Annotated in this window: 15 protein-coding genes and 2 pseudogenes; 12 read left to right on the forward strand and 5 right to left on the reverse strand. The window is 73.8% G+C overall.

Going from position 1 to position 18,904, the window contains the following annotated elements; all coding sequences use genetic code 11:
- Positions 1 to 17: 17 nt before the first annotated feature.
- Positions 18 to 1,481 carry a MocR-like transcription factor YczR gene (yczR, locus tag AC3EVP_RS35770; RefSeq protein WP_435137664.1) on the reverse strand — a complete coding sequence of 488 codons (1,464 nt, stop codon included), beginning with the start codon at positions 1,479 to 1,481 and terminating at the stop codon, positions 18 to 20.
- Between the two features lie 93 nt (positions 1,482 to 1,574).
- On the opposite strand from yczR, the gene AC3EVP_RS35775 reads away from it, so the two are divergent.
- Together AC3EVP_RS35775 and AC3EVP_RS35780 are read left to right on the forward strand one after the other, a co-directional pair.
- Complete coding sequence (locus AC3EVP_RS35775; RefSeq protein ID WP_435137667.1) at positions 1,575 to 2,429, forward strand: glutamate racemase; 855 nt, start codon at positions 1,575 to 1,577, stop codon at positions 2,427 to 2,429.
- A gap of 112 nt (positions 2,430 to 2,541) precedes the next feature.
- A pseudogene (locus AC3EVP_RS35780) lies at positions 2,542 to 2,973 on the forward strand (YczE/YyaS/YitT family protein); the annotation flags it as partial.
- A 103-nt stretch (positions 2,974 to 3,076) separates the two neighbouring features.
- Here the strand turns inward: AC3EVP_RS35780 and AC3EVP_RS35785 are convergent.
- The 4 genes and pseudogenes from AC3EVP_RS35785 to AC3EVP_RS35800 all read right to left on the reverse strand — a co-directional run.
- Complete coding sequence (locus AC3EVP_RS35785; protein WP_435137670.1) at positions 3,077 to 3,943, reverse strand: SURF1 family cytochrome oxidase biogenesis protein; 867 nt, start codon at positions 3,941 to 3,943, stop codon at positions 3,077 to 3,079.
- A 49-nt stretch (positions 3,944 to 3,992) separates the two neighbouring features.
- Entirely contained in the window at positions 3,993 to 5,399 is a 1,407-nt protein-coding gene (locus tag AC3EVP_RS35790) for an FtsW/RodA/SpoVE family cell cycle protein (RefSeq protein WP_435137673.1), read from the reverse strand.
- A gap of 206 nt (positions 5,400 to 5,605) precedes the next feature.
- Positions 5,606 to 6,067: a type II toxin-antitoxin system PemK/MazF family toxin gene (locus tag AC3EVP_RS35795; protein WP_435137676.1), complete on the reverse strand. Its 462-nt coding sequence runs from the start codon at positions 6,065 to 6,067 to the stop codon at positions 5,606 to 5,608.
- Between the two features lie 23 nt (positions 6,068 to 6,090).
- Positions 6,091 to 6,264 (reverse strand): annotated as a pseudogene (locus tag AC3EVP_RS35800) (GNAT family N-acetyltransferase); the annotation flags it as partial.
- A 115-nt stretch (positions 6,265 to 6,379) separates the two neighbouring features.
- Between AC3EVP_RS35800 and AC3EVP_RS35805 the strand changes: the two are divergent.
- The 10 genes from AC3EVP_RS35805 (at position 6,380) to rhaI (ending at position 18,874) form a co-directional block, all read left to right on the forward strand.
- Entirely contained in the window at positions 6,380 to 7,228 is an 849-nt protein-coding gene (locus AC3EVP_RS35805) for a helix-turn-helix transcriptional regulator (protein ID WP_335976635.1), read from the forward strand.
- Between the two features lie 138 nt (positions 7,229 to 7,366).
- Complete coding sequence (locus AC3EVP_RS35810) at positions 7,367 to 9,976, forward strand: polysaccharide lyase family 8 super-sandwich domain-containing protein (protein WP_435137681.1); 2,610 nt, start codon at positions 7,367 to 7,369, stop codon at positions 9,974 to 9,976.
- A gap of 23 nt (positions 9,977 to 9,999) precedes the next feature.
- Positions 10,000 to 10,473: a low molecular weight protein-tyrosine-phosphatase gene (locus AC3EVP_RS35815; protein WP_435137684.1), complete on the forward strand. Its 474-nt coding sequence runs from the start codon at positions 10,000 to 10,002 to the stop codon at positions 10,471 to 10,473.
- A 493-nt stretch (positions 10,474 to 10,966) separates the two neighbouring features.
- Complete coding sequence (locus tag AC3EVP_RS35820) at positions 10,967 to 12,484, forward strand: sugar ABC transporter ATP-binding protein (protein WP_335976645.1); 1,518 nt, start codon at positions 10,967 to 10,969, stop codon at positions 12,482 to 12,484.
- Positions 12,481 to 13,524 (forward strand): ABC transporter permease, encoded by a 1,044-nt coding sequence (locus tag AC3EVP_RS35825; RefSeq protein ID WP_435137688.1) that lies wholly within the window; start codon positions 12,481 to 12,483, stop codon positions 13,522 to 13,524. The genes AC3EVP_RS35820 and AC3EVP_RS35825 overlap by 4 nt, the downstream gene beginning before the upstream one ends.
- The gene (locus AC3EVP_RS35830; protein WP_335976650.1) at positions 13,514 to 14,566 is read left to right on the forward strand and encodes an ABC transporter permease; all 1,053 of its coding nucleotides are present in this window, start codon (positions 13,514 to 13,516) and stop codon (positions 14,564 to 14,566) included. Before AC3EVP_RS35825 ends, AC3EVP_RS35830 begins: the two co-directional genes overlap by 11 nt.
- Positions 14,567 to 14,749: 183 nt before the next feature.
- Positions 14,750 to 15,760 carry a substrate-binding domain-containing protein gene (locus AC3EVP_RS35835; RefSeq protein ID WP_435137700.1) on the forward strand — a complete coding sequence of 337 codons (1,011 nt, stop codon included), beginning with the start codon at positions 14,750 to 14,752 and terminating at the stop codon, positions 15,758 to 15,760.
- Positions 15,761 to 15,846: 86 nt separating this feature from the next.
- Positions 15,847 to 16,218 (forward strand): L-rhamnose mutarotase, encoded by a 372-nt coding sequence (locus AC3EVP_RS35840; RefSeq protein WP_435137691.1) that lies wholly within the window; start codon positions 15,847 to 15,849, stop codon positions 16,216 to 16,218.
- On the forward strand, positions 16,196 to 17,656 hold the full coding sequence (locus AC3EVP_RS35845; RefSeq protein ID WP_435137694.1) for an arabinose isomerase: 1,461 nt from the start codon (positions 16,196 to 16,198) through the stop codon (positions 17,654 to 17,656). Before AC3EVP_RS35840 ends, AC3EVP_RS35845 begins: the two co-directional genes overlap by 23 nt.
- 51 nt (positions 17,657 to 17,707) lie before the next feature.
- Complete coding sequence (rhaI, locus tag AC3EVP_RS35850) at positions 17,708 to 18,874, forward strand: L-rhamnose isomerase (protein ID WP_435137697.1); 1,167 nt, start codon at positions 17,708 to 17,710, stop codon at positions 18,872 to 18,874.
- Positions 18,875 to 18,904: the final 30 nt, after the last annotated feature.

Raw genomic sequence — 18,904 nt, forward strand, 5'->3', positions numbered from 1 at the left:
GCGATCCGCCGCCGGGGTCAGGCGATCCAGTGCGGGCGGCGCTGCGCCGCGGGCGACGGCAGCCCGTCGGCGAGCGCCGCGGCCATCCGCCGCACCGCTTCCCGCAGCGTGTCGGCCGGCGCCGTGTAGGGGATGCGCAGGCGCTGCTCGAACAGGCCCGGGTCGGTGGCGAAGTAGCCGCCGCCCTCGATCCGCACCCCGTAGTCCAGGACGCGTTCGGCCAGCGCGGTGGCGACCGGTGCGCCGAGGTCGACCCACAGCGACAGCCCGCCGGGCGGCAGGTGCCAGCTCCAGTGCGGCAGGTCCGCGGCCAGGGCGGCGGTCAGCGCGTCGCGCCGGGCGCGCAGCAGGGCGAGCCGGTCCGGCGCGGGGCCGCCGTCCGCGGCGGACAGCAGGTCCAGCGCGAGGAGCTGGTCGATCACCGAGCCGCCCATGTCGGAGGAGACGCGCTGCGCGGCGAGTTCGGTGACCAGCCGCGAGGGGGCGCGCAGCCAGCCGATGCGCAGGCCCGCCCAGTGTGTCTTGCTCATCGACCCGATGGTGACGACCTGCCCGGCCCCGCCCGGCGGCGCGTGCGAGGCGAGCGGCGCGGGTGCGGGGACGTCCAGGGCGAGTTCGGCGAGCGTCTCGTCCACGATCAGCCAGGTGCCGGCGCGCCCGGCGGCGGCGAGCACCCCGGCCCGCTCGGCATCCGGCAGCAGGCAGCCGGTGGGGTTGTGGAAGTCGGGGATGAGGTAGGCCAGCCGGGGCATCGCCTGGCGCAGCGTGGACGCCACGATCCCGGTGTCCCAGCCGGTGTCGGCCACCGGGACGGGGACGGTGCGCAGCCGGGCGCGCCGCATCGCCTCCAGGGCGTTCGGGTATGACGGGTTCTCCACCGCGATCCGGTCGCCGGGCGCGGCCAGCAGGCCCAGCACCAGCGTCAGCGCGTGCTGGGCGCCCGAGGTCACCAGGATCTGCTCCGGTACGGTCGCCAGCCCGCGCCGGGTGAAGCGCTCCGCCACCGCCGCCCGCAACTCCGGCAGCCCGTACGGGTGGTAGCCCGCGGCGTGGGTGTGCTCCGCCAGCCGCGCCCCGACCCGGGCGAGCGCGTCCGCCACGGCCGGTCCGGGCAGCCCGAGCGCCGCCCGGGCCAGGTCGATGCCCGCCGCGGGCGCCCCCATCGCCCTCGTCACCCCGCGCGGTGTACGGCCCTCGGGCAGCGCCGTCCACGTCCCGGCGCCCTGCCTGCTGCGCGCGTACCCGCTCTCCCGCAGCAGGTCGTACACCGCCGTGACCGTGGCCCGGCTCGTCCCCAGCGCCTCGGCCAGCTCCCGCTCGGCCGGCAGCCGCACATGCAGCGCGATCCGCCCGTCCAGGATCAGCTCCCCCACCGCCCGCGCCAGATACCGGTACGCGGGCCGGAACCCGGCCGGCTCCGGCAGCATCGCCGCCAGCTGCCGGCTCCCCAGCCGCCCCCCGCCCCGCCCCACCGCGTCCATACCACTTTCCCTCGATTGGCCATGTCATCCAGTCCAATCACCTTACAGACTCCTCCCCATCCACCCGCCTCACCAAGCCCCCGAGGAGCCTCCATGCCCCCGCCCGTCCCGTTCCCGCCTCCCGCGGCCCGGCCCCGCCTGGCCCTCCTGGACGCCGGCCTCGGCCTGCTCGCGGCCGCCGCCGCGCTGCGCCGGCTGCGCCCGGACGCGGACCTCGTCCTCACCTCCGACCCCGACGGGATGCCGTGGGGCCCGCGCACCCCCGCCGACCTGGCCGCCCGTGCCATGGCCGTCGCCGAGGCGGCGGCCGCGTACCACCCGGACGCGCTGGTCGTGGCCTGCAACACCGCCACGCTGCACGCGCTGCCCGCGCTGCGCACGCGGTTCGAACCCGGTGTGCCGGTGGTCGGCACCGTCCCGGCGGTCAGGCCCGCCGCCCTGCACGGCGGGCCGGTGGCGGTGTGGGCCACCCCCGCGACCACCGGCAGCAGCGGCCAGCGCGCGCTGATCGACGCGTTCGCCGACGGGGTGCGCGTGGCCGAAGTGGCCTGCCCCGGGCTGTCGGACGCGGTGGAGCGCGCCGACGAGGAGGCGGTCGGGGCCGCGGTCGCCGCCGCGGTCGAGCGGACCCCGGCCGATGTGCGCGCCGTCGTCCTCGGCTGCACCCACTACGAACTGATCGCCGGACACGTCCGCGCGGGCTTCCTCCGGGCCGGCAGGCCGCCGGTCGAGCTGCACGGCACCGCGGACGCCGTGGCCGCCCAGACGCTGCGCAGGATCGGCGTCCCGGCCCGACCGTACGCGCCCGCCGTCGGCACGCTGAGGGTCTACCACAGCGGGCGCCCGGCCGCGCTGCCGCCCGCCGCGCTCGCCTATCCCGAAGGCCGCGCGCTGCTGTCGGGCACCGACGCGGCGGCAGGGGAAGGGGGCGGCGGCCGTGGGCGGTGAGGCGGCGAGGAGCGGCGTCGCGCTGGGGTATGTGGCGCTCGGGCGTGATCCGTGGCGGCGGATGCCGCAGTTGGTGGTCGGGCTGGCGCTGTACGGGTTCGGGCTGGCGGCCATGGTGCGGGCGTCGCTCGGGGTCAGTCCGTGGAGCGTGCTGTACGAGGGGGTGCAGCGGCACAGTCCGCTGAGTTTCGGCGCGGTCAACGCGCTGGTCGGGGTGGCGGTGCTGCTGCTGTGGATTCCGCTGCGGCAGCGGCCGCGGTTCGGCACGGTGCTGAACATCCTGGTGCTGTCGTCCGCCTCGGACCTGGGGCTCGCGCTGCTGCCCGCGCACCCGGGGTGGGCGGCCCGGGTCGGCCTGCTGCTCGGGGGCGTCCTGGTGAACGGGGTGTCGATCGCGATCTACGTCGGCGCGCGGTACGGGCCCGGTCCGCGGGACGGGCTGATGACGGGCGCGTCGGCGGCCACCCACCGCTCGATCCGGTTCATCCGCACCCTGATGGAGGTCACGGTGCTGGTGGCGGGGGTGGCGCTGGGTGGGCGCCCCGGCCCCGGCACCGTGCTGTACGCGGTGTCGATCGGCCCGATCGCCCAACTGCTGCTGCCGCGCCTGGCCTACCGGACGCCCGAGGAGCGCGGCGGCGCGCCGGTCAGGTACGGGCGGCGGTCTCCGCGCCGGGCGCCGGTTCGTCCTCGGCCGCGGGCCGCGGCGGAGCCGCGGCAGCGGCGGCCGCCTTCTTGCGGCGCTCCTTCAGGTCCTGCCGCAGCAGAATCCACCAGCCGACCGGCACCATGAGCGCGAACAGCCACCACTGGATCGCGTACGGCAGGTGGACGCCCTGGCCGACGACCGCCATGTCGGTGCCGGAGGTGTCGCTGCCGGGGGCGCCGACCTGCTCGGCGGACTCGCCCTTGGTCAGCGGCGGGCTGGTCCGAACGAGTTCCAGGTAGCCGCTGAGCACCGGCTCGGCCAGCTTCTTCGCCTGCTGGGTGCTGTTGATCAGCATGAACTGGCGGGCCGGCAGGCCCCCCACGTCCCGGATGCCGCTGAGCCGCGAGGTCTCGTCGAGCTGGAAGCGCCCGGTGAGGGTGACCGTGCCGGTCGGGGTCTTCGGCACCGCGGGGAAGGCCGCGGTGTCGTCGGCGGGCGCGATCCAGCCGCGGTTGACCAGCACGGCGTCCCCGTCGGCGGTGATCAGCGGGGTGACCAGGAAGAAGCCCTGGTCGCCGTTGGCGTTGGTACGGCGCCGGACCACGAACTCGTGCGCGGTGTCGTAGTGCCCGGTGGCGGTCACCGGGCGGTAGCGCAGGCTGCCGGGGATCTTCGCACCCGGGTGGGTCAGCGTCTGGATCGGCACCGGCTTCGCGTGGATGGCCAGCGAGATGCGGTGGTTGCTGCGCTTGGTCTGCTCGTAGCGGTGGTACTGCCACAGGCCCAGCCGGCCCATGACCAGTATCAGCACCACGAACAGCAGGGTCAGCAGAATCCAGCGGCGGGTGAGCAGGACGCGAAGCACGGAACGACGGTACCCCTCGCCCCGGCACCCACCGGACACCGGGGGCGCCTCACCGAGCGCCCCCGTCCCCGTACGCCTCCCCGCCGGCGGCCCCGTCCGAGTCGCCGTACACCTCCCCGCCGGCGGCCCCCTCCGGGTCCGGCCGCCGCGCGGTGTCGCTGATCCGGACCAGAATCCCGACCAGCGCCCAATTCGCGATCACCGACGACCCGCCGTACGCCACGAACGGCAGCGTCATCCCGGTCAGCGGGATCAGCCCGAGGACACCGCCGGCCACCACGAACACCTGGAGCGCGAACGCCGCCGACAGCCCGCCCGCCAGCAGCTTGCCGAACGGGTCGCGGGTGGCCAGCGCGGCCCGCATCCCGCGCTCGACCACCAGCGCGTACAGCAGCAGCACCGCGACCAGCCCGGCCATCCCCAGCTCCTCGCCGACCGTGGCCAGGATGAAGTCGGAGTTCGCGGCGAAGCCGATCAGGTCGGAGTTGCCCTGCCCCAGCCCCGTGCCGATCAGACCGCCCGAGCCGAACGCCCACAGCGCCTGCATGGACTGCTCGGAGTGGCCGGGCAGCCCCTGCCGGCTCTTGAGGTACTCGCCCATCGGGTGCAGCCACGCCCGGACCCGCTGCTGCACGTGCGGCTCGAAGGAGCCGACGCCCACCGCGCCGCCCGCCGCCATCAGCAGGCCGAAGACGAGCCAGCTGGTCCGCTCGGTGGCCGCGTACAGCATCGCCACGAACATGCCGAAGAACAGCAGCGACGTACCGAGGTCGGTCTCGAAGACCAGGATCAGCACCGACAGCGCCCACACCGACAGGATCGGCCCCAGGTCCCGGCCGCGCGGCAGCGCCAGCCCGGCGAACCGCCGCCCGGCCAGCGCCAGCGCGTCCCGCTTCACCACCAGGTAGCCCGCGAAGAACACCGCGATCACGATCTTCGCGAACTCCGCCGGCTGCATGCTGTACCCGGCCAGCGCGATCCAGATCCGCGCCCCGTACACGTCGAGCCCGAGCCCCGGCACCAGCGGCAGGAGCAGCAGCACCAGCGCGACCACCATCGAGGTGTACGTGTACCGCTGGAGCGTGCGGTGGTCCCGCAGCAGCACCAGCACCACCGCGAAGAGCACCAGCCCCGCCGCGGAGTACAGCAGCTGGCGCGGCGCGGCCACCTGGAAGCCCGGGTCGGAGCGCAGCCGCGGGGACTGGTCCAGCCGCCAGATGACCACCAGCCCGAGGCCGTTGAGGAGCGTCGCGATCGGCAGCAGCAGCGGGTCGGCGTGGCGGGCGAACCTGCGCACCACCAGGTGGCCGAGGCACGCCAGCAGCCCGAGGCCGAGGCCGTAGCCCAGCAGCCCGGACGGCACCTCGCCGTGCAGCGCCAGCCCCGCGTCGGCGTACGCGTACACCGGCACCGCGATGGCCAGGAGCAGCAGCGCGAGCTCGGTGCGACGGGTCACCGCGGGCCGAAGGCGCGCGTCGGTGCACCGGCTCTCCGCATGAGCCCCCCTGGCTCGGAACGACCTGACGGCCGAAACGGCCACAACGCACGCAAGGCTAGCGTTTCCCCGGCCGCGGGGGCGCGGTTACGGCACATACGCCCGCCCCGCGCGTCACAGGGTGCGACGCGCGGGGCGGGCGTCGGGATGGGTGCGGTCCGGGGGCGTCAGCGCCGTTCGAGCCGCTTCATGAAGCCGGGGTCCAGCGCTCCGGCGCGGCGGCGGAACGCCGGGAGCGGGACGTCCCGCAGCTCCCCGGTCTCCAGGTAGCTCTGCCGGCCCGCCGCGTCGTCGACGGTGCCCGGGGGCAGGGCCAGCACCCCCGGCAGCCCGGCGTGCCGCTTGGTGGTGATCTTGGCGACGCGCGCGGAGCCGCCGCGGACCGACAGCACCAGGCAGGGCCGGTCCTTGCCGCCCGGGCCGTCCTCGAACGGCACCCGCGCCCACCACACCTCGCCCCGGCGCGGCTGCCGCGGCTGCCGCGGCGCGGGCCCCCGGCCCGGACCCGGGCCGGCGCCCCCGCGCGCACCCCGCGGCGGGCGCCGCGACCTGGCCCGGCCGTCGACCACCGCGGCGACCAGCGCCAGCGCCGCCACCGCGAGCACCGCGGCCCACATCCCCCCGCTCATCCCTCACCCCGCCCTTCCCCGGCCCGGCCGCCGTCCACGATCAGGCGCGGCCAGGCGAACGCGCGGTGCACGTACGCCTCGGCGAGCGACGCCGCCACCGGCTCGACCAGGTGCGCCTGGTCCGGGCGGACCTCGACGGCGAGGGCGGCTCGCAGGTTGGCGGCGGTGATCTCTTCCAGCCGGGGCGCGAAGGTCATCCCACGACCGTAGCGCCGTACGGCAAGCGGTTTTCGGCCGCGGCGGGCCGCACCGCCGGGACGGGGGGATCGGCAGTCCCTGGCCGGGCGGGCGCAGAGGCCGATAATGGAGGGCATGGACCGTGCCGCACTCGCCGACTTCCTGCGCCGCCGACGGGAGGCGCTGCGCCCGGAGGACGTCGCCCTCCCCCAGGGCGCGCGGCGCCGTACCCGGGGGCTGCGGCGCGAGGAGGTGGCGGGCCTGGCGGTGATGTCGACCGACTACTACACGCGGCTGGAACAGCGGCGCGGCCCGCAGCCCAGCGAGCAGATGCTCGCCTCGCTCGCCCGCGCGCTGCGGCTGACCGACGACGAGCGCCGCTACCTCTACCGGATCGCCGGGCACAACGCGCCGGTGTCGCTGTCCGCGGTGCCGCACGTCGCCCCGGCGCTGCTGCGGGTGCTGGACCGGCTCGACGACACGCCCGCGCTCATCCTGACCGACCTCGGCGAGACGCTGGTGCAGAACCGGATGGCCGCCGCGCTGTTCGGCGACGCCTCGGGGTACACCGGGCTCGCGCGCAGCGCGGTCTACCGCTGGTTCACCGACCCGGCGGCCCGCTCCTCCTACCCGGCCGACGACCACACCCGGCACGGCCGCGCCCAGGTCGCGGGCCTGCGGGTCGCGTACGGGCTGCGCGGACCGGACTCGCGGGCGGGCGAGTTGGCGCGCGCCCTGCACCGGGCCAGCGCGGAGTTCGCCGAGCTGTGGGACCGGCACGAGGTCGCGCAGCGCTTCGAGGACCACAAGACGCTGCTGCACCCGGAGATCGGGGCGATCGAGGTGGACTGCCAGGCTCTGTTCACCGACGACCAGTCGCAGACCCTGCTGGTGCTCACCGCGCCGCCCCGCAGCGAGGGTGCGGAGAAACTGCGGCTGCTGGCGGCGGTCGGCCTGAACCGCTTCACGCCGGCGGACGCCTGACGCCTGACGCGGTTCCGGCCGGACAAAGGGCCCCACGCGCCCGGCGGCCGTGTGAGAAGTGCTGACGCGCGGCGGAAGCGTTGCTTCAATACGGCCAGGCCGCAAGCACCGCTTCCGCCCACCCCTGGAGGCCCCGCCGTGCAGATCTCCCGCCGCGCCCTGATCGCCGCGGTGCCCGCGACCGCCGTGCTCGCCGCGGCGCCGGACCGGGCGTCGGCCACCACGGCCGACACGACGGCCACCACGGCCACCACGGCCGGCACCGCCCCCGCGCCCCGGGGCGCCCCCGGCACTCCCGCCGACCGCGCCACCGTACTGTCCAACACCGTCGACGTCTTCGCGGGCACCGCCGCCTCCAACGCCCGCCCGGAGGTCGCCGCCAAGCTCGCCGCGATCGCCGCCACCGCCCGCACCCGGCTGGCCGCGATGGACGCGGCCGGCAGCGGCGAGCTGTTCGCCGGCCTCACCCTCGGCAGCAGCGACACCGCGCTGACCGCCGCCTACCAGTACCTGTACGAGATCGCGCTCGCCACCCGCGTCCCGTCCGGCGCCGCCGACCTCACCGGCGCCACCGCCGTCCAGCAGCGCGCCGCCGACGGGCTCCAGTGGCTCTACGACCACTGCTTCGGCGACCAGCAGGCCGGCTACTACGGCAACTGGTTCAACTGGGAGATCGCGATCCCGCAGTACGCCACCAAGACCCTGATCCTGCTCCGGGAGACCGTCGCCGCCTCCCACCCCGATCTGACCGCGGCCTACGTCGCCGCCATGGACGGCTACCTGCGCAACGGCAAGGACGGCGACGTCGACCTCGACTCCCGCTTCCACACCGGCGCCAACCTCGCCGACATCACCACCGACCGCATCATGCAGGGCGCCCTGACCGGCGACGACGCCCGCATCACCAAGGCCGTCGCGGACCAGGCCACGGTGCTCGCGCCCATCGACCCGTACGCGCTGCGGCACCACGTCACCGACGGGTTCTACGCCGACGGCTCCTACCTCCAGCACGCGTCGGTCGCCTACACCGGCTCCTACGGCACCGGGCTGCTCAGCCGGATCGTACAGACCGTCAAACTGCTGGACGGCACCGGCTACCTGGCCGGCACCGACCCGGCGGGCACCGCCGCCGGCTGGGTGGCGGACAGCTTCGCGCCGCTGATCTTCGAGGGGTGGATGACGGAGGCGGTCAAGGGCCGCGCGGTCTCCCGCCCCACCACCGGCTACGCGGACGTGGGCACCGTCGTGGAGTCCGTGGTGGACCTGGCGGCGTACACCACCGGCGCCCGGGCGGCCGCGCTCGCCGGGTACGCGAAGTTCGTCCGGCGCGAGTCGCGGGCGCCGGTGGACCCGGCGTCGTTCGTCTCCCCGGTGAGCACCGCCCGCTACGCCGACCTCCTCGCCGACCCCTCCGTGCCCGCCGCGGACCTCAACGCGCCCGCCCAGCACACCGCGTTCAACGCGATGGACCGCGTGGTGCACCGCCGCCCCGGCTGGGCGTTCACCCTCGCCCGCAGCTCCACCCGGATCAGCGGCTACGAGTACATGAACGGCGAGAACCTCCTGCCCTGGTTCCAGGGCGCGGGCGCGCACTACCTCTACCTGTCCGGCCAGGACCAGACGCAGGCGTACGGCGTCGACCACTTCACGACCGTGTCGCCCTACGCGCTGGGCGGGGTGACCGCGCCGGTCCAGACCCGGCGAAGCGTGCCGGAGCTGTACGGCACCGCCTGGTACGACAACCCCGCGGCCGGGTTCACCTCCTCGTCGGAGGCGCAGAACACCTACGTCTACTTCCCGCTGTCCACCAACTCCCACTCCGGGGGCGCCCGTTCGGGCCCGTACGGCACCTGCGGGCTGGTGCTGTCCGACGACGCGGCCTGTGCCGCGGCCCACGCCGGCCTGCTCCCCGCGGACTTCGTCGCCTACGCGAACGCGCGCGCCACCAAGTCCTGGTACTTCTTCGACGACGAGGTGGTGGTGCTCGCCGCGGGCGTCGGCGACGACGCGGGCCGGGCGGTGACCACCACCTTCGACACGCGCGTCGCGGCCCCCGGGGACCCGGTCGCCGTCACCGGGCAACTGCGGGACGGGCGTGCGTTCACCGGGCCCGGCAGCGGCGAACTGGCCTGGCTGCGCTACGCCGACGGCGGGCAGGGCACCGCGGTCGGCTACGTCCTGCTGCCCGGCCCCGGGCGGGCGCCGCTGGTGCGGGTGGGCCTTGCGACCGTCACCCGCAGCCGGCGGGCGATCCGTACCGCCAACCCCGACACCGCGGTCACCAAGCAGGTCTTCTCGGTCGGCTGCGCGCAGGAGGCCGGCGCCGCGCCGGCCTGTTTCGCGTACGCGCTGGTGCCGGGCGCGAGCGAGCAGGCGCTGCGCGGGTACGGGCGGTCCGGGCCGCTGTCGGTGCTCGCCAACTCCCCCGCCGTGCAGGCCGTCCGGCACACCGGGCTCGGTATCACGGCCGCCAACGCGTTCGGTCCCGGGCCGCACCGCGCCGGGCCGCTGGAGGTCGACGGTCCGGCGTCGGTGCTGGTGCGGGAGCACCGCGACGGCCGTACGACGGTCGCGGTGGCCGACCCGACCACGGCGCGGGAGTCCGTCACGGTGCTGCTGCGCGGGCGGAAGCTGCGGCCGGCCGGCGGCGCGGAGGGGGTGCGCGTCACCCGTACCCGCGGCGGCACCCGGATCGAGGCCGCCACGCACCACGCCTACGGTGCCACCGTGGAGGTGACGCTGTGCTGAAGCAGGCCCGTAGGCTGGCGCCTGTGCATCTGTGCTTCGTATGCAGCGGGAACATCTGCCGGTCGCCGTCCGCCGCGCTGGTGGTGGCCGCGCACCTGCGCCGGGCCGGCCTGTCCGACCGGGTGCGCGTGACGAGCGCGGGCATCGGGCCCTGGCACGTCGGGAAGCCGATGGACCCGCGCTCCGCGCGGGTGCTGGAGCAGCACGGCTACCCCGTCGACCATGTCGCCGCGCAGGTCGGCCCGGAGCATCTGGACGCCGACCTCTTCCTGGCGATGGACCGCGGGCACGAACGGGCGCTGCGCACGCTGGTGCCCGACCCCGCCCGGGTCCGGCTCTTCCGCTCCTTCGACCCGGCCGCCCCGGCCGGCGGCCCGGACCTCGACGTGCCCGACCCCTACTACGGCGGCCCCGACGGCTTCACCACGGTCCTCACCATGATCGAGGCCGCCACCCCCGCCCTCCTCACCTGGACCCGCACCCACCTCGCCCCCTGAGCAGAGCGGCGCGAGGGCGGCGCAAGGCCGGGTTCCAGCATGTGGGAAGGCGCTGGCAACTCGCCTGCCGGGCACCGGGCTTGGTGGGCTGAGTCGTTTCAGACGGGCACAGAATAACGGCGGCGGACGGGCTCCGCAATGGGGCGTAACGGCACGATTCGGGGAAGATACCGGCCGCCGGGCCGCATCCGGCCGCCGCGGCGCCCGGAAGGCCCCGGGCGCTGCCGCCCCGGGCCCGCCCGAAAGCCCTTGCGGCGCGACCCGCCCACCAGCACTCTTCCGTAGCCGCGAATATTTCGTGCGCGACCCTAGACGTCACGTGACACAGGACATAGTCTCGCGTCGTTCACCCTTGTGAAACGTTCCAATTCACCGGTGGCCCGACGTTCGGACGGAGGGCACGACGAGTCCCGGACCGCGTTCCGGGGAGGGAGTGGGCCCACATGTGGCGAACCCGCCACCGAGCACCACACCAAGACGAGGACCTGGCGCGATGAAAGATCCCGTAGGCAAGGACCCGCTCCTGGTCCTCGAGCAGGCCACCAAGCGCTTCGGCGCGGTGCGCGCGCTCGAGGACGGGTCGGTCACCCTCTACCCAGGCGAGGCACACGCCCTGTTGGGCGAGAACGGCGCGGGCAAGTCCACGCTCGTGAAGATCCTCGCCGGCGTGCACCAGCCCGACAGCGGCCGGCTCGCGGTCGACGGCACCCCGGTGGTGTTCTCCGGCCCCGCGGCCTCCCGCGCCGCCGGCGTGTCGATCATCTACCAGGAGCCCACCCTCTTCCCCGACCTGACCGTCGCGGAGAACATCTTCATGGGCCGTCAGCCGCTGCGCGCCGGCCGCCGGATCGACCGCACCGCGATGAACCGGGCGGCGACGGAGGTCTTCGAGCGGCTGGGCGTCCAACTGGACCCGCAGCGGCAGGCCCGCGGCCTGTCCGTCGCCGACCAGCAGATCGTCGAGATCGCCAAGGCGCTGTCGCTGGACGCCAAGGTGCTGGTGATGGACGAGCCGACCGCCGCGCTGACCACGGTGGAGGTGGAGCGGCTCTTCGAGGTGATGCGCACGCTGCGCGAGCAGGGCGCCGCGGTGCTGTTCATCTCGCACCGCATCGAAGAGGTGCTGGCCAGCTGCCAGCGCGTGACCATCATGCGCGACGGGAAGTTCGTGAGCACCGCGCCCATCGAGGAGGTGACCGCCGACTCCATCATCCGGTCGATGGTCGGCCGCGAGCTGGGCGCGCTCTTCCCGAAGACCCAGACCTCCCCCGGTGAGACGGTGCTGGAGGTCGAGCACCTCACCCGCGAGGGCGTCTTCCACGACGTCAGCTTCACCGTGCGCCGCGGCGAGATCGTCGGCCTGGCCGGGCTGGTCGGCGCCGGGCGCAGCGAGGTCGCCCGGGCCGTCTTCGGCATCGACCGCCGGACGTCGGGCACCGTCACGGTGGGCGGCCGGCGGCTGCGCAACGGTGTGCCGGCCGACGCGATGGCCGCCGGCGTGGCGCTCGTCCCGGAGGACCGCCGCCAGCAGGGCCTGGTGATGGACATGGGCATCGACCGCAACGTGGCGCTGGCCTCGCTGGCGCGGCTGGGCCGGCTCGGCCTGATACGCCGCGGCTCGGAACGCGAGCTGGCGCTGACCTGGGCGGAGCGGCTCCAGTTGAAGTTCGGCCGGATGAAGAACCCGGTCTCCACCCTGTCGGGCGGCAATCAGCAGAAGGTGGTGCTGGGCAAGTGGCTCGCCCGGGACCCCTCGCTGCTGATCATCGACGAACCGACCCGAGGTATCGACGTCGGGACCAAGGCCGAGGTGCACCGCATCCTCGACGGCCTGGTCGCCGACGGGATGGCGGTGCTGATGATCTCCTCCGAACTGCCCGAGGTACTGGGCATGGCCGACCGGGTGCTGGTCCTGCACGAGGGCCGGATCACCGCGGAGCTCGCCCGCGACGAGGCCGACGAGGACTCGATCATGCGCGCCGCCACCGGTTACGCGGCGGTGGCGTCATGACCGCACAGCTCACCGCACCCGCCCCGGCCCAGGGCACCCAGCGCTTCGCACGCGGCGCGGCGCTGCTGCGGGCCCGCGAACTGGGCATCGGCGTCGCGATCGTGCTGGTCTTCGTGGTCACCACGATCAGCAACCACGCTTTCGCCAACGCGCACAGCGTGCAGCAGCTGCTCACCGGCGCCTCGCTGATCGCGCTGCTCGGCGTCGGCGAGACGATGGTGATCGTCACCCGCAACGTGGACCTGTCGGTCGGCTCGGTGGTCGGCCTGTCCGCCTACGTCGTCGGCGACGTCTTCAAGCACCACGCCGGCTTCCCGGTGCTGCTCGGCTATGTGCTGGGCATCGCGGTCGGCGCGCTGGTCGGCTCGATCAACGGCGTGATCACGGTCGTGACGCGGGTGCCGAGCCTGGTGGTGACCCTGGCGATGCTCTACATCGTGCGCGGGGTGGACGGGGTGATCGTCGACGGCAGGACCATCGACCCGGCGGCCATCCCCAAGTCCTTCACGGAAGTGGGGTACCGCACCTTCCTCGGGGTGCCGTGGCTGGCGATCATCGTGGCGGTGGTGGTCGCGGTGGTCAGCTACGCGATGCGCTCCTTCCGGGCCAGCCGCGACCTGTACGCGATCGGCTCCAACCCGGAGGCGGCCGCGCTGGCCGGCATCCCCGCCGGGCGGCGGGTGTTCGGCGCCTTCGTGATCAGCGGCGCGCTCGCGGGCCTGGCCGGCTCGCTGTTCCTCGCGCTGCACGCCCAGATCGACGTCACCGGCGGCAACGGCTACGAGCTGACCGTGGTCTCCGCGGTGGTCGTCGGCGGGGTGGCCATCTTCGGCGGCAGCGGCACCGTGCTGGGCGCCGCCCTGGGCGCGCTGCTGCTCAACACGATCAACCAGGCGCTGGTCGCCGCGAAGATCTCGTCCTTCTGGAACGAGGCGATCGCCGGCGGCCTGCTGCTGGCGGCCATCGCCTTCGACCGCTGGCTGGGCCTGCGGGTGGCCCGCAGCCTCCAGTCCGCACAGGGAGCACACCGTGACGCCTGACCTGACCACCGCCAAGCCGCCGGCCGCCTCCTACCGGGGTGTCGACGACGGCGGGCAGCCGCTGTGGCGCTCGCTGGTGCGCTGGGAGACCGCGCTGGTGTTCGTGCTGATCGCCGTGGTGATCTTCGGCGCCGCGCACTCCTCGGACTTCCTGGACGGCACCAACTTCTTCTACATCAGCCTGAACATGGGCGAGATCGCCATCATGGCGCTGCCGCTCACGCTGATCGTGATGACCGGTGAGATCGACCTGTCGGTGGCCTCGATGCTGGGGCTGTCCGGCACCGTGATGGGCTCGCTCTTCCACGACGGCTGGTCGGTGTGGGCGGCGATGGCCGCGGCGCTGGCGGTCGGCGCGGCCGGCGGCGCGCTCAACGGCCTGCTGGTCGCGAAGATGGGGCTGCCGTCGATCGCGGTGACCATCGGCACCCTGACACTCTTCCGCGGCCTGTCCGAGATCGTGCTGGCGCCGCGGACCATCACCGGCTTTCCGATCTCGCTCACCAAGATCGGCGTCATGCCGGTGCAGGGGACGAAGATCGCCTGGTCGGCGTTGATCTTCCTGGTGCTGGCGGTGCTCTTCGGGGTGGTGCTGCACGCCACGTCGCTGGGCCGCTCCATCGTGGCGATCGGCCTGCAACCGGAGGCGGCCCGCTTCTCGGGGGTGCGGGTGGACCGGATCAAGTTCGGGCTCTACGTGGTCTCCGGGCTGTTCTGCGCGCTCGCCGGCATCCTGTTCACCCTGAAGAACTCCTCGGTCAGCTACGACGCGGGCACCGGCCTCGAACTCAACGTGGTGGCCATCGTGCTGCTCGGCGGGGTGTCGATCTTCGGCGGCCGGGGCACCGTGATCGGCGTGGTGCTGGCGGTGGCCATCGTCGGGTGCCTCCAGCAGGCGCTGACGCAGATGGGCGTCCAGCCCGAGGTGCAGAACATCGTCACCGGCGCGCTGCTGCTGGTCAGTGTGATCGTGCCGAACGGCGGGGAGTTGCTGCGGCGGGCCAGGGCCCGCGCGCGGCGCGGCCCGCTGCCGGCCGCCTGACGCCCGGCCGGGCGCGGCTTCGCACCTCCCGGCGCCCGGCCCCTTTTTCGTCACGTTTTTCGTCAAGCCGCTTTGCTCCACCGTCCCTCGTCCAGCCCTTCGAAGAAAGACAGTCACGTGACCCTTAGCAGAACGGCACGCCGCAGGGCGACCGCACTCCTTTCCCTTACCGTGGCCGGCCTGATGCTCGCGGCGTGCGGTTCCTCCTCTAACGCCGGCGCCGACCCGACCGGCAAGCCGACCGCGACCGGGGTCAAGAAGGGCCTGACGGTCTACTTCATCCCGAAGGACACCCAGAACCCGTACGAGGTGCTGGCCGACCAGGGCGGCAAGAAGGCGCTGGAGGAGCTGGGCGGCAAGGTGGTGGTCAGCTCCGGCACCGCCGACACCGCGGCCGCGCAGATCCCGTCGATCCAGACCGCGATCCAGAAGCACGCCGACGCCATCGTGATCGCGGGCAACGACCCGTCCGCGCTGTGCCCGTCGCTCAACCAGGCCGCGGCCGCCGGGATCAAGATCGTCTCGTTCGACTCCGACATCTCCTGCGGCACCAGCCCGAACCACCTGTTCATCAACCAGGCCGACACCAAGGTCATCGGCACCTCCGAGGTGGACCTGCTGGCCAAGCAGATCGGCAGCAGCGGCCAGGTCGCGATCCTGTCGGCGGCGGCCAGCGCGACCAACCAGAACGCCTGGATCAAGTACATGAAGCAGCAGCTGGCCAAGTACCCGAACATGAAGCTGGTCAGCACCGTCTACGGCAACGACGACCCGGCCACCTCCCTGACGGTGCTCCAGGGCCTGCTGTCGGCGTACCCGAACCTCAAGGGCATCATCTCGCCGACCACCGTGGGCATCTCGACGGCGGCGCAGTACCTGTCCAACCACAAGGACGTGGCGAAGAAGGTCACGCTCACCGGGCTCGGGCTGCCCTCGCAGATGAAGTCCTACGTCAAGGACGGCACCGTGAAGTCCTTCGAGCTGTGGGACCCGAACAAGCTCGGCTACCTGGCCGGCTATGCGGCCGCGTCGCTCGCGTCCGGCAGCGCCAGCCTCCAGGCCGGGTCCTCCTTCAAGGCCGGCACGCTGGGCAGCTACACGGTGATCGGCGCCTCCGGCAGCAGCAGCCCGTCGGTGGTGCTCGGCCCGCCGACCGTCTTCGACTCCACCAACGTCGACAAGTTCGACTTCTAGAAACGCCGCGCGGCGCCGGCCGGTCCCTCCCGCGGGGCCGGCCGGCGCCGGCGGCGCCCGGCGAGCCCTTGGGGAACGACGAACGGATGAACCGCTACTGCTTCCTGCTCCGGGTCCGGCCCGACCGCCTCGAGGAGTACCGCGAGCGGCACGCGCACGTGTGGCCGGACATGCTCCGCGCGCTGGCCGCGGCCGGCTGGCACAACTACTCGATCTTCGCCGCCGACGACGGGCTGCTCGTCGGCTACGTCGAGGCCGACGACCTCGCCGCCGCCCAGGCCGCGATGGCCCGCACCGAGGTCAACGCCCGCTGGCAGGCCGAGATGGCGCCCTTCTTCACCGGCCTGGACGGCCGCGCCCCCGACGAGGGGTTCCTGCTGCTGCGGCCGGTCTTCCACCTCGACGACCAACTGCGCGCCCACGAAGGAGGACCCGATGACCACGACGTCGGGCGCTGAGCACGCCCCGCTGCCCGAGGGGCTGCCGCGGGTGGCCGCCCGCCGGACCACGGTGGGCCTGGTGGCCGGCGGGCTCGGCGCCTACTGGCCGCAGTTCCCCGACCTGCTCCCGCAGCTGCGGCGGTCCGCGGACCGCGTCGCGCAGCGGCTGGGGGCGCTGGAGGCCGACGTGGTGGACGCCGGGTTCGTCTCCGACGCGCAGGACGCGGCGCGCGCCGCCGAGACGCTGCGGGTGGCCGGCTGCGACATCATCGTCGGCTTCCTCACCACCTACATGACCGCCTCGATGCTGGTGCCGATCGCGCAGCGCAGCGGTGCGCCGGTACTGCTGATCAACCTCCAGCCCACCGAGGCGATGGACCACGCGTCCTTCGACACCGGGCAGTGGCTGGCGTACTGCGGTGCCTGCCCGCTGCCGGAGATGGCCAACGCCTTCCTGCGCTGCGGCATCGACTTCCGGTCGGTGTCGGGCTATCTGGAGGACGAGCGGGCCTGGGCGCGGATCGGCCGGTGGATCGAGGCGGCCGGGGTGCGCGGCGCGCTGCGGCACGGCCGGCACGGCCTGATGGGGCACCTGTACCCGGGGATGCTGGACGTGTCGACGGACCTCACGCTGGTCCCGGCGAACTTCGGCGGCCACATGGAGGTCCTGGAGTTCGACGACCTGCGGGTGCGGGTCGCCGAGGTCACCGACGCGCAGGTGGACGAGCGGATCGCGCTGGCCCGGGAGGTCTTCGACATCGACCCCAGCGTCCAGGAGGAGGACTTCCGCTGGGCGGCGAAGGTGTCGGTGGGCCTGGACCGGCTGGCGGCCGACTTCGCGCTGGACAGCCTCGCCTACTACCACCGCGGACTTGCGGGCGAGCAGCACGAGCGGCTGGGCGCGGGCATGATCCTGGGCGCGTCGCTGCTGACCGCGCGCGGGCTGCCCGCCACCGGCGAGTACGAGCTGCGGACGTCGCTGGCGATGCTGGTGGTGGACCGGCTCGGCGGCGGCGGCTCGTTCACCGAGCTCCAGGCGCTGAACTTCCGCGACAACGTGGTGGAGATGGGCCATGACGGCCCGGCCCACCTGGCGATCAGCCGGCGCCGCCCGCTGCTGCGCGGTCTGGGCGTCTACCACGGCAAGCGCGGCTGGGGGGTGTCGGTGGAGTTCGACGTGGCGCACGGCCCGGTCACCGCGTTCGGCATCGCGCAGCAGCGCGACGGCGCGTTCCGGTTCGTGGCGTCCACCGGGCAGGTGGTGCCCGGCCCGCTGCTGGAGATCGGCAACACCACCTCGCGGGTCGACTTCGGCTGCGACCCGGGCGAGTGGACGGACGCGTGGAGTTCCACCGGCATCTCGCACCACTGGGCGCTGGGCGTCGGCGACCTGCGGCCGCAGCTGAGGGCGACCGCCGACCTGCTGGGCGTGGACCTGGTGGAGGTCGCGCTGTGAGCCGAGTGACGCATCGTCAGCAATTCCCCGCAACGGAAAGCAGGTCCGCCCATGGCCGGTCGTGAGGCAGCCAAGAACGTTCTGCGCGCGCAGCGCATCGAGTTGCCGTCGTGGGCGTTCGGCAACTCCGGCACCAGGTTCAAGGTCTTCGCCCAGCAGGGCGTGCCCCGGGACCCGTTCGAGAAGGTCGCCGACGCCGCCCAGGTGCACCGCTTCACCGGGGTCGCGCCGAGCGTCGCCCTGCACATCCCCTGGGACCAGGTCGCGGACTACGCGGCGCTGGGCCGGGCCGCCGCCGACGCCGGGATCGCGCTGGGCACGGTGAACGCGAACGTCTTCCAGGACGACGACTACAAGCTCGGCAGCGTCACCAACCCCGACCCGGCCGTCCGCCGCAAGGCGCTGGACCATCTGTTCGCGTGCGTGGACGTGATGGACCTGACCGGCTCGCGGGACCTGAAGCTGTGGTTCTCCGACGGCACCAACTACCCCGGCCAGGACGACATCCGTGCCCGCCAGGACCGGCTGGCCGAGGCGCTGTCGGCGGTGTACGAGCGGCTGTCGGGCGACCAGCGGCTGATCCTGGAGTACAAGCTGTTCGAGCCGGCCTTCTACACCACCGACGTGCCGGACTGGGGCACCGCCTACGCGCACTGCCTGCGGCTGGGCGAGCGGGCCCGGGTGTGCGTGGACACCGGGCACCACGCGCCGGGCACCAACATCGAGTTCATCGTGGCGTTCCTGCTGCGCGAGCAGAAGCTCGGCGCGTTCGACTTCAACTCGCGCTTCTACGCCGACGACGACCTGATGGTGGGCGCCGCCGACCCCTTCCAGCTCTTCCGCATCCTCTTCGAGGTCGCGCGGGCGGGCGGGCTGGCGGCGGACTCCCAGATCGCCTTCATGCTCGACCAGTGCCACAACATCGAGCCGAAGATCCCCGGCCAGATCCGCTCGGTGATGAACGTCCAGGAGGCCACCGCGAAGGCGCTGCTGGTGGACACCGAGGCGCTGGCCGCGGCGCAGGCGGCCGGTGACGTGCTGGGCGCCAACGGGGTGCTGATGGACGCCTTCAACACCGATGTGCGGCCGCTGCTGGCGGAGTTGCGCGAGGAGGGCGGGCTCGACCCGGACCCGATGGCGGCGTACGCGCGGTCCGGTTACGCCGAGCGGATCGTCGCGGAGCGGGTGGGCGGCACCCAGGCGGGCTGGGGCGCCTGACTCGCGCGCACCCGCACACGCGAGGAACCC

It is taken from the genome of Actinacidiphila sp. bgisy144 (assembly GCF_057708105.1).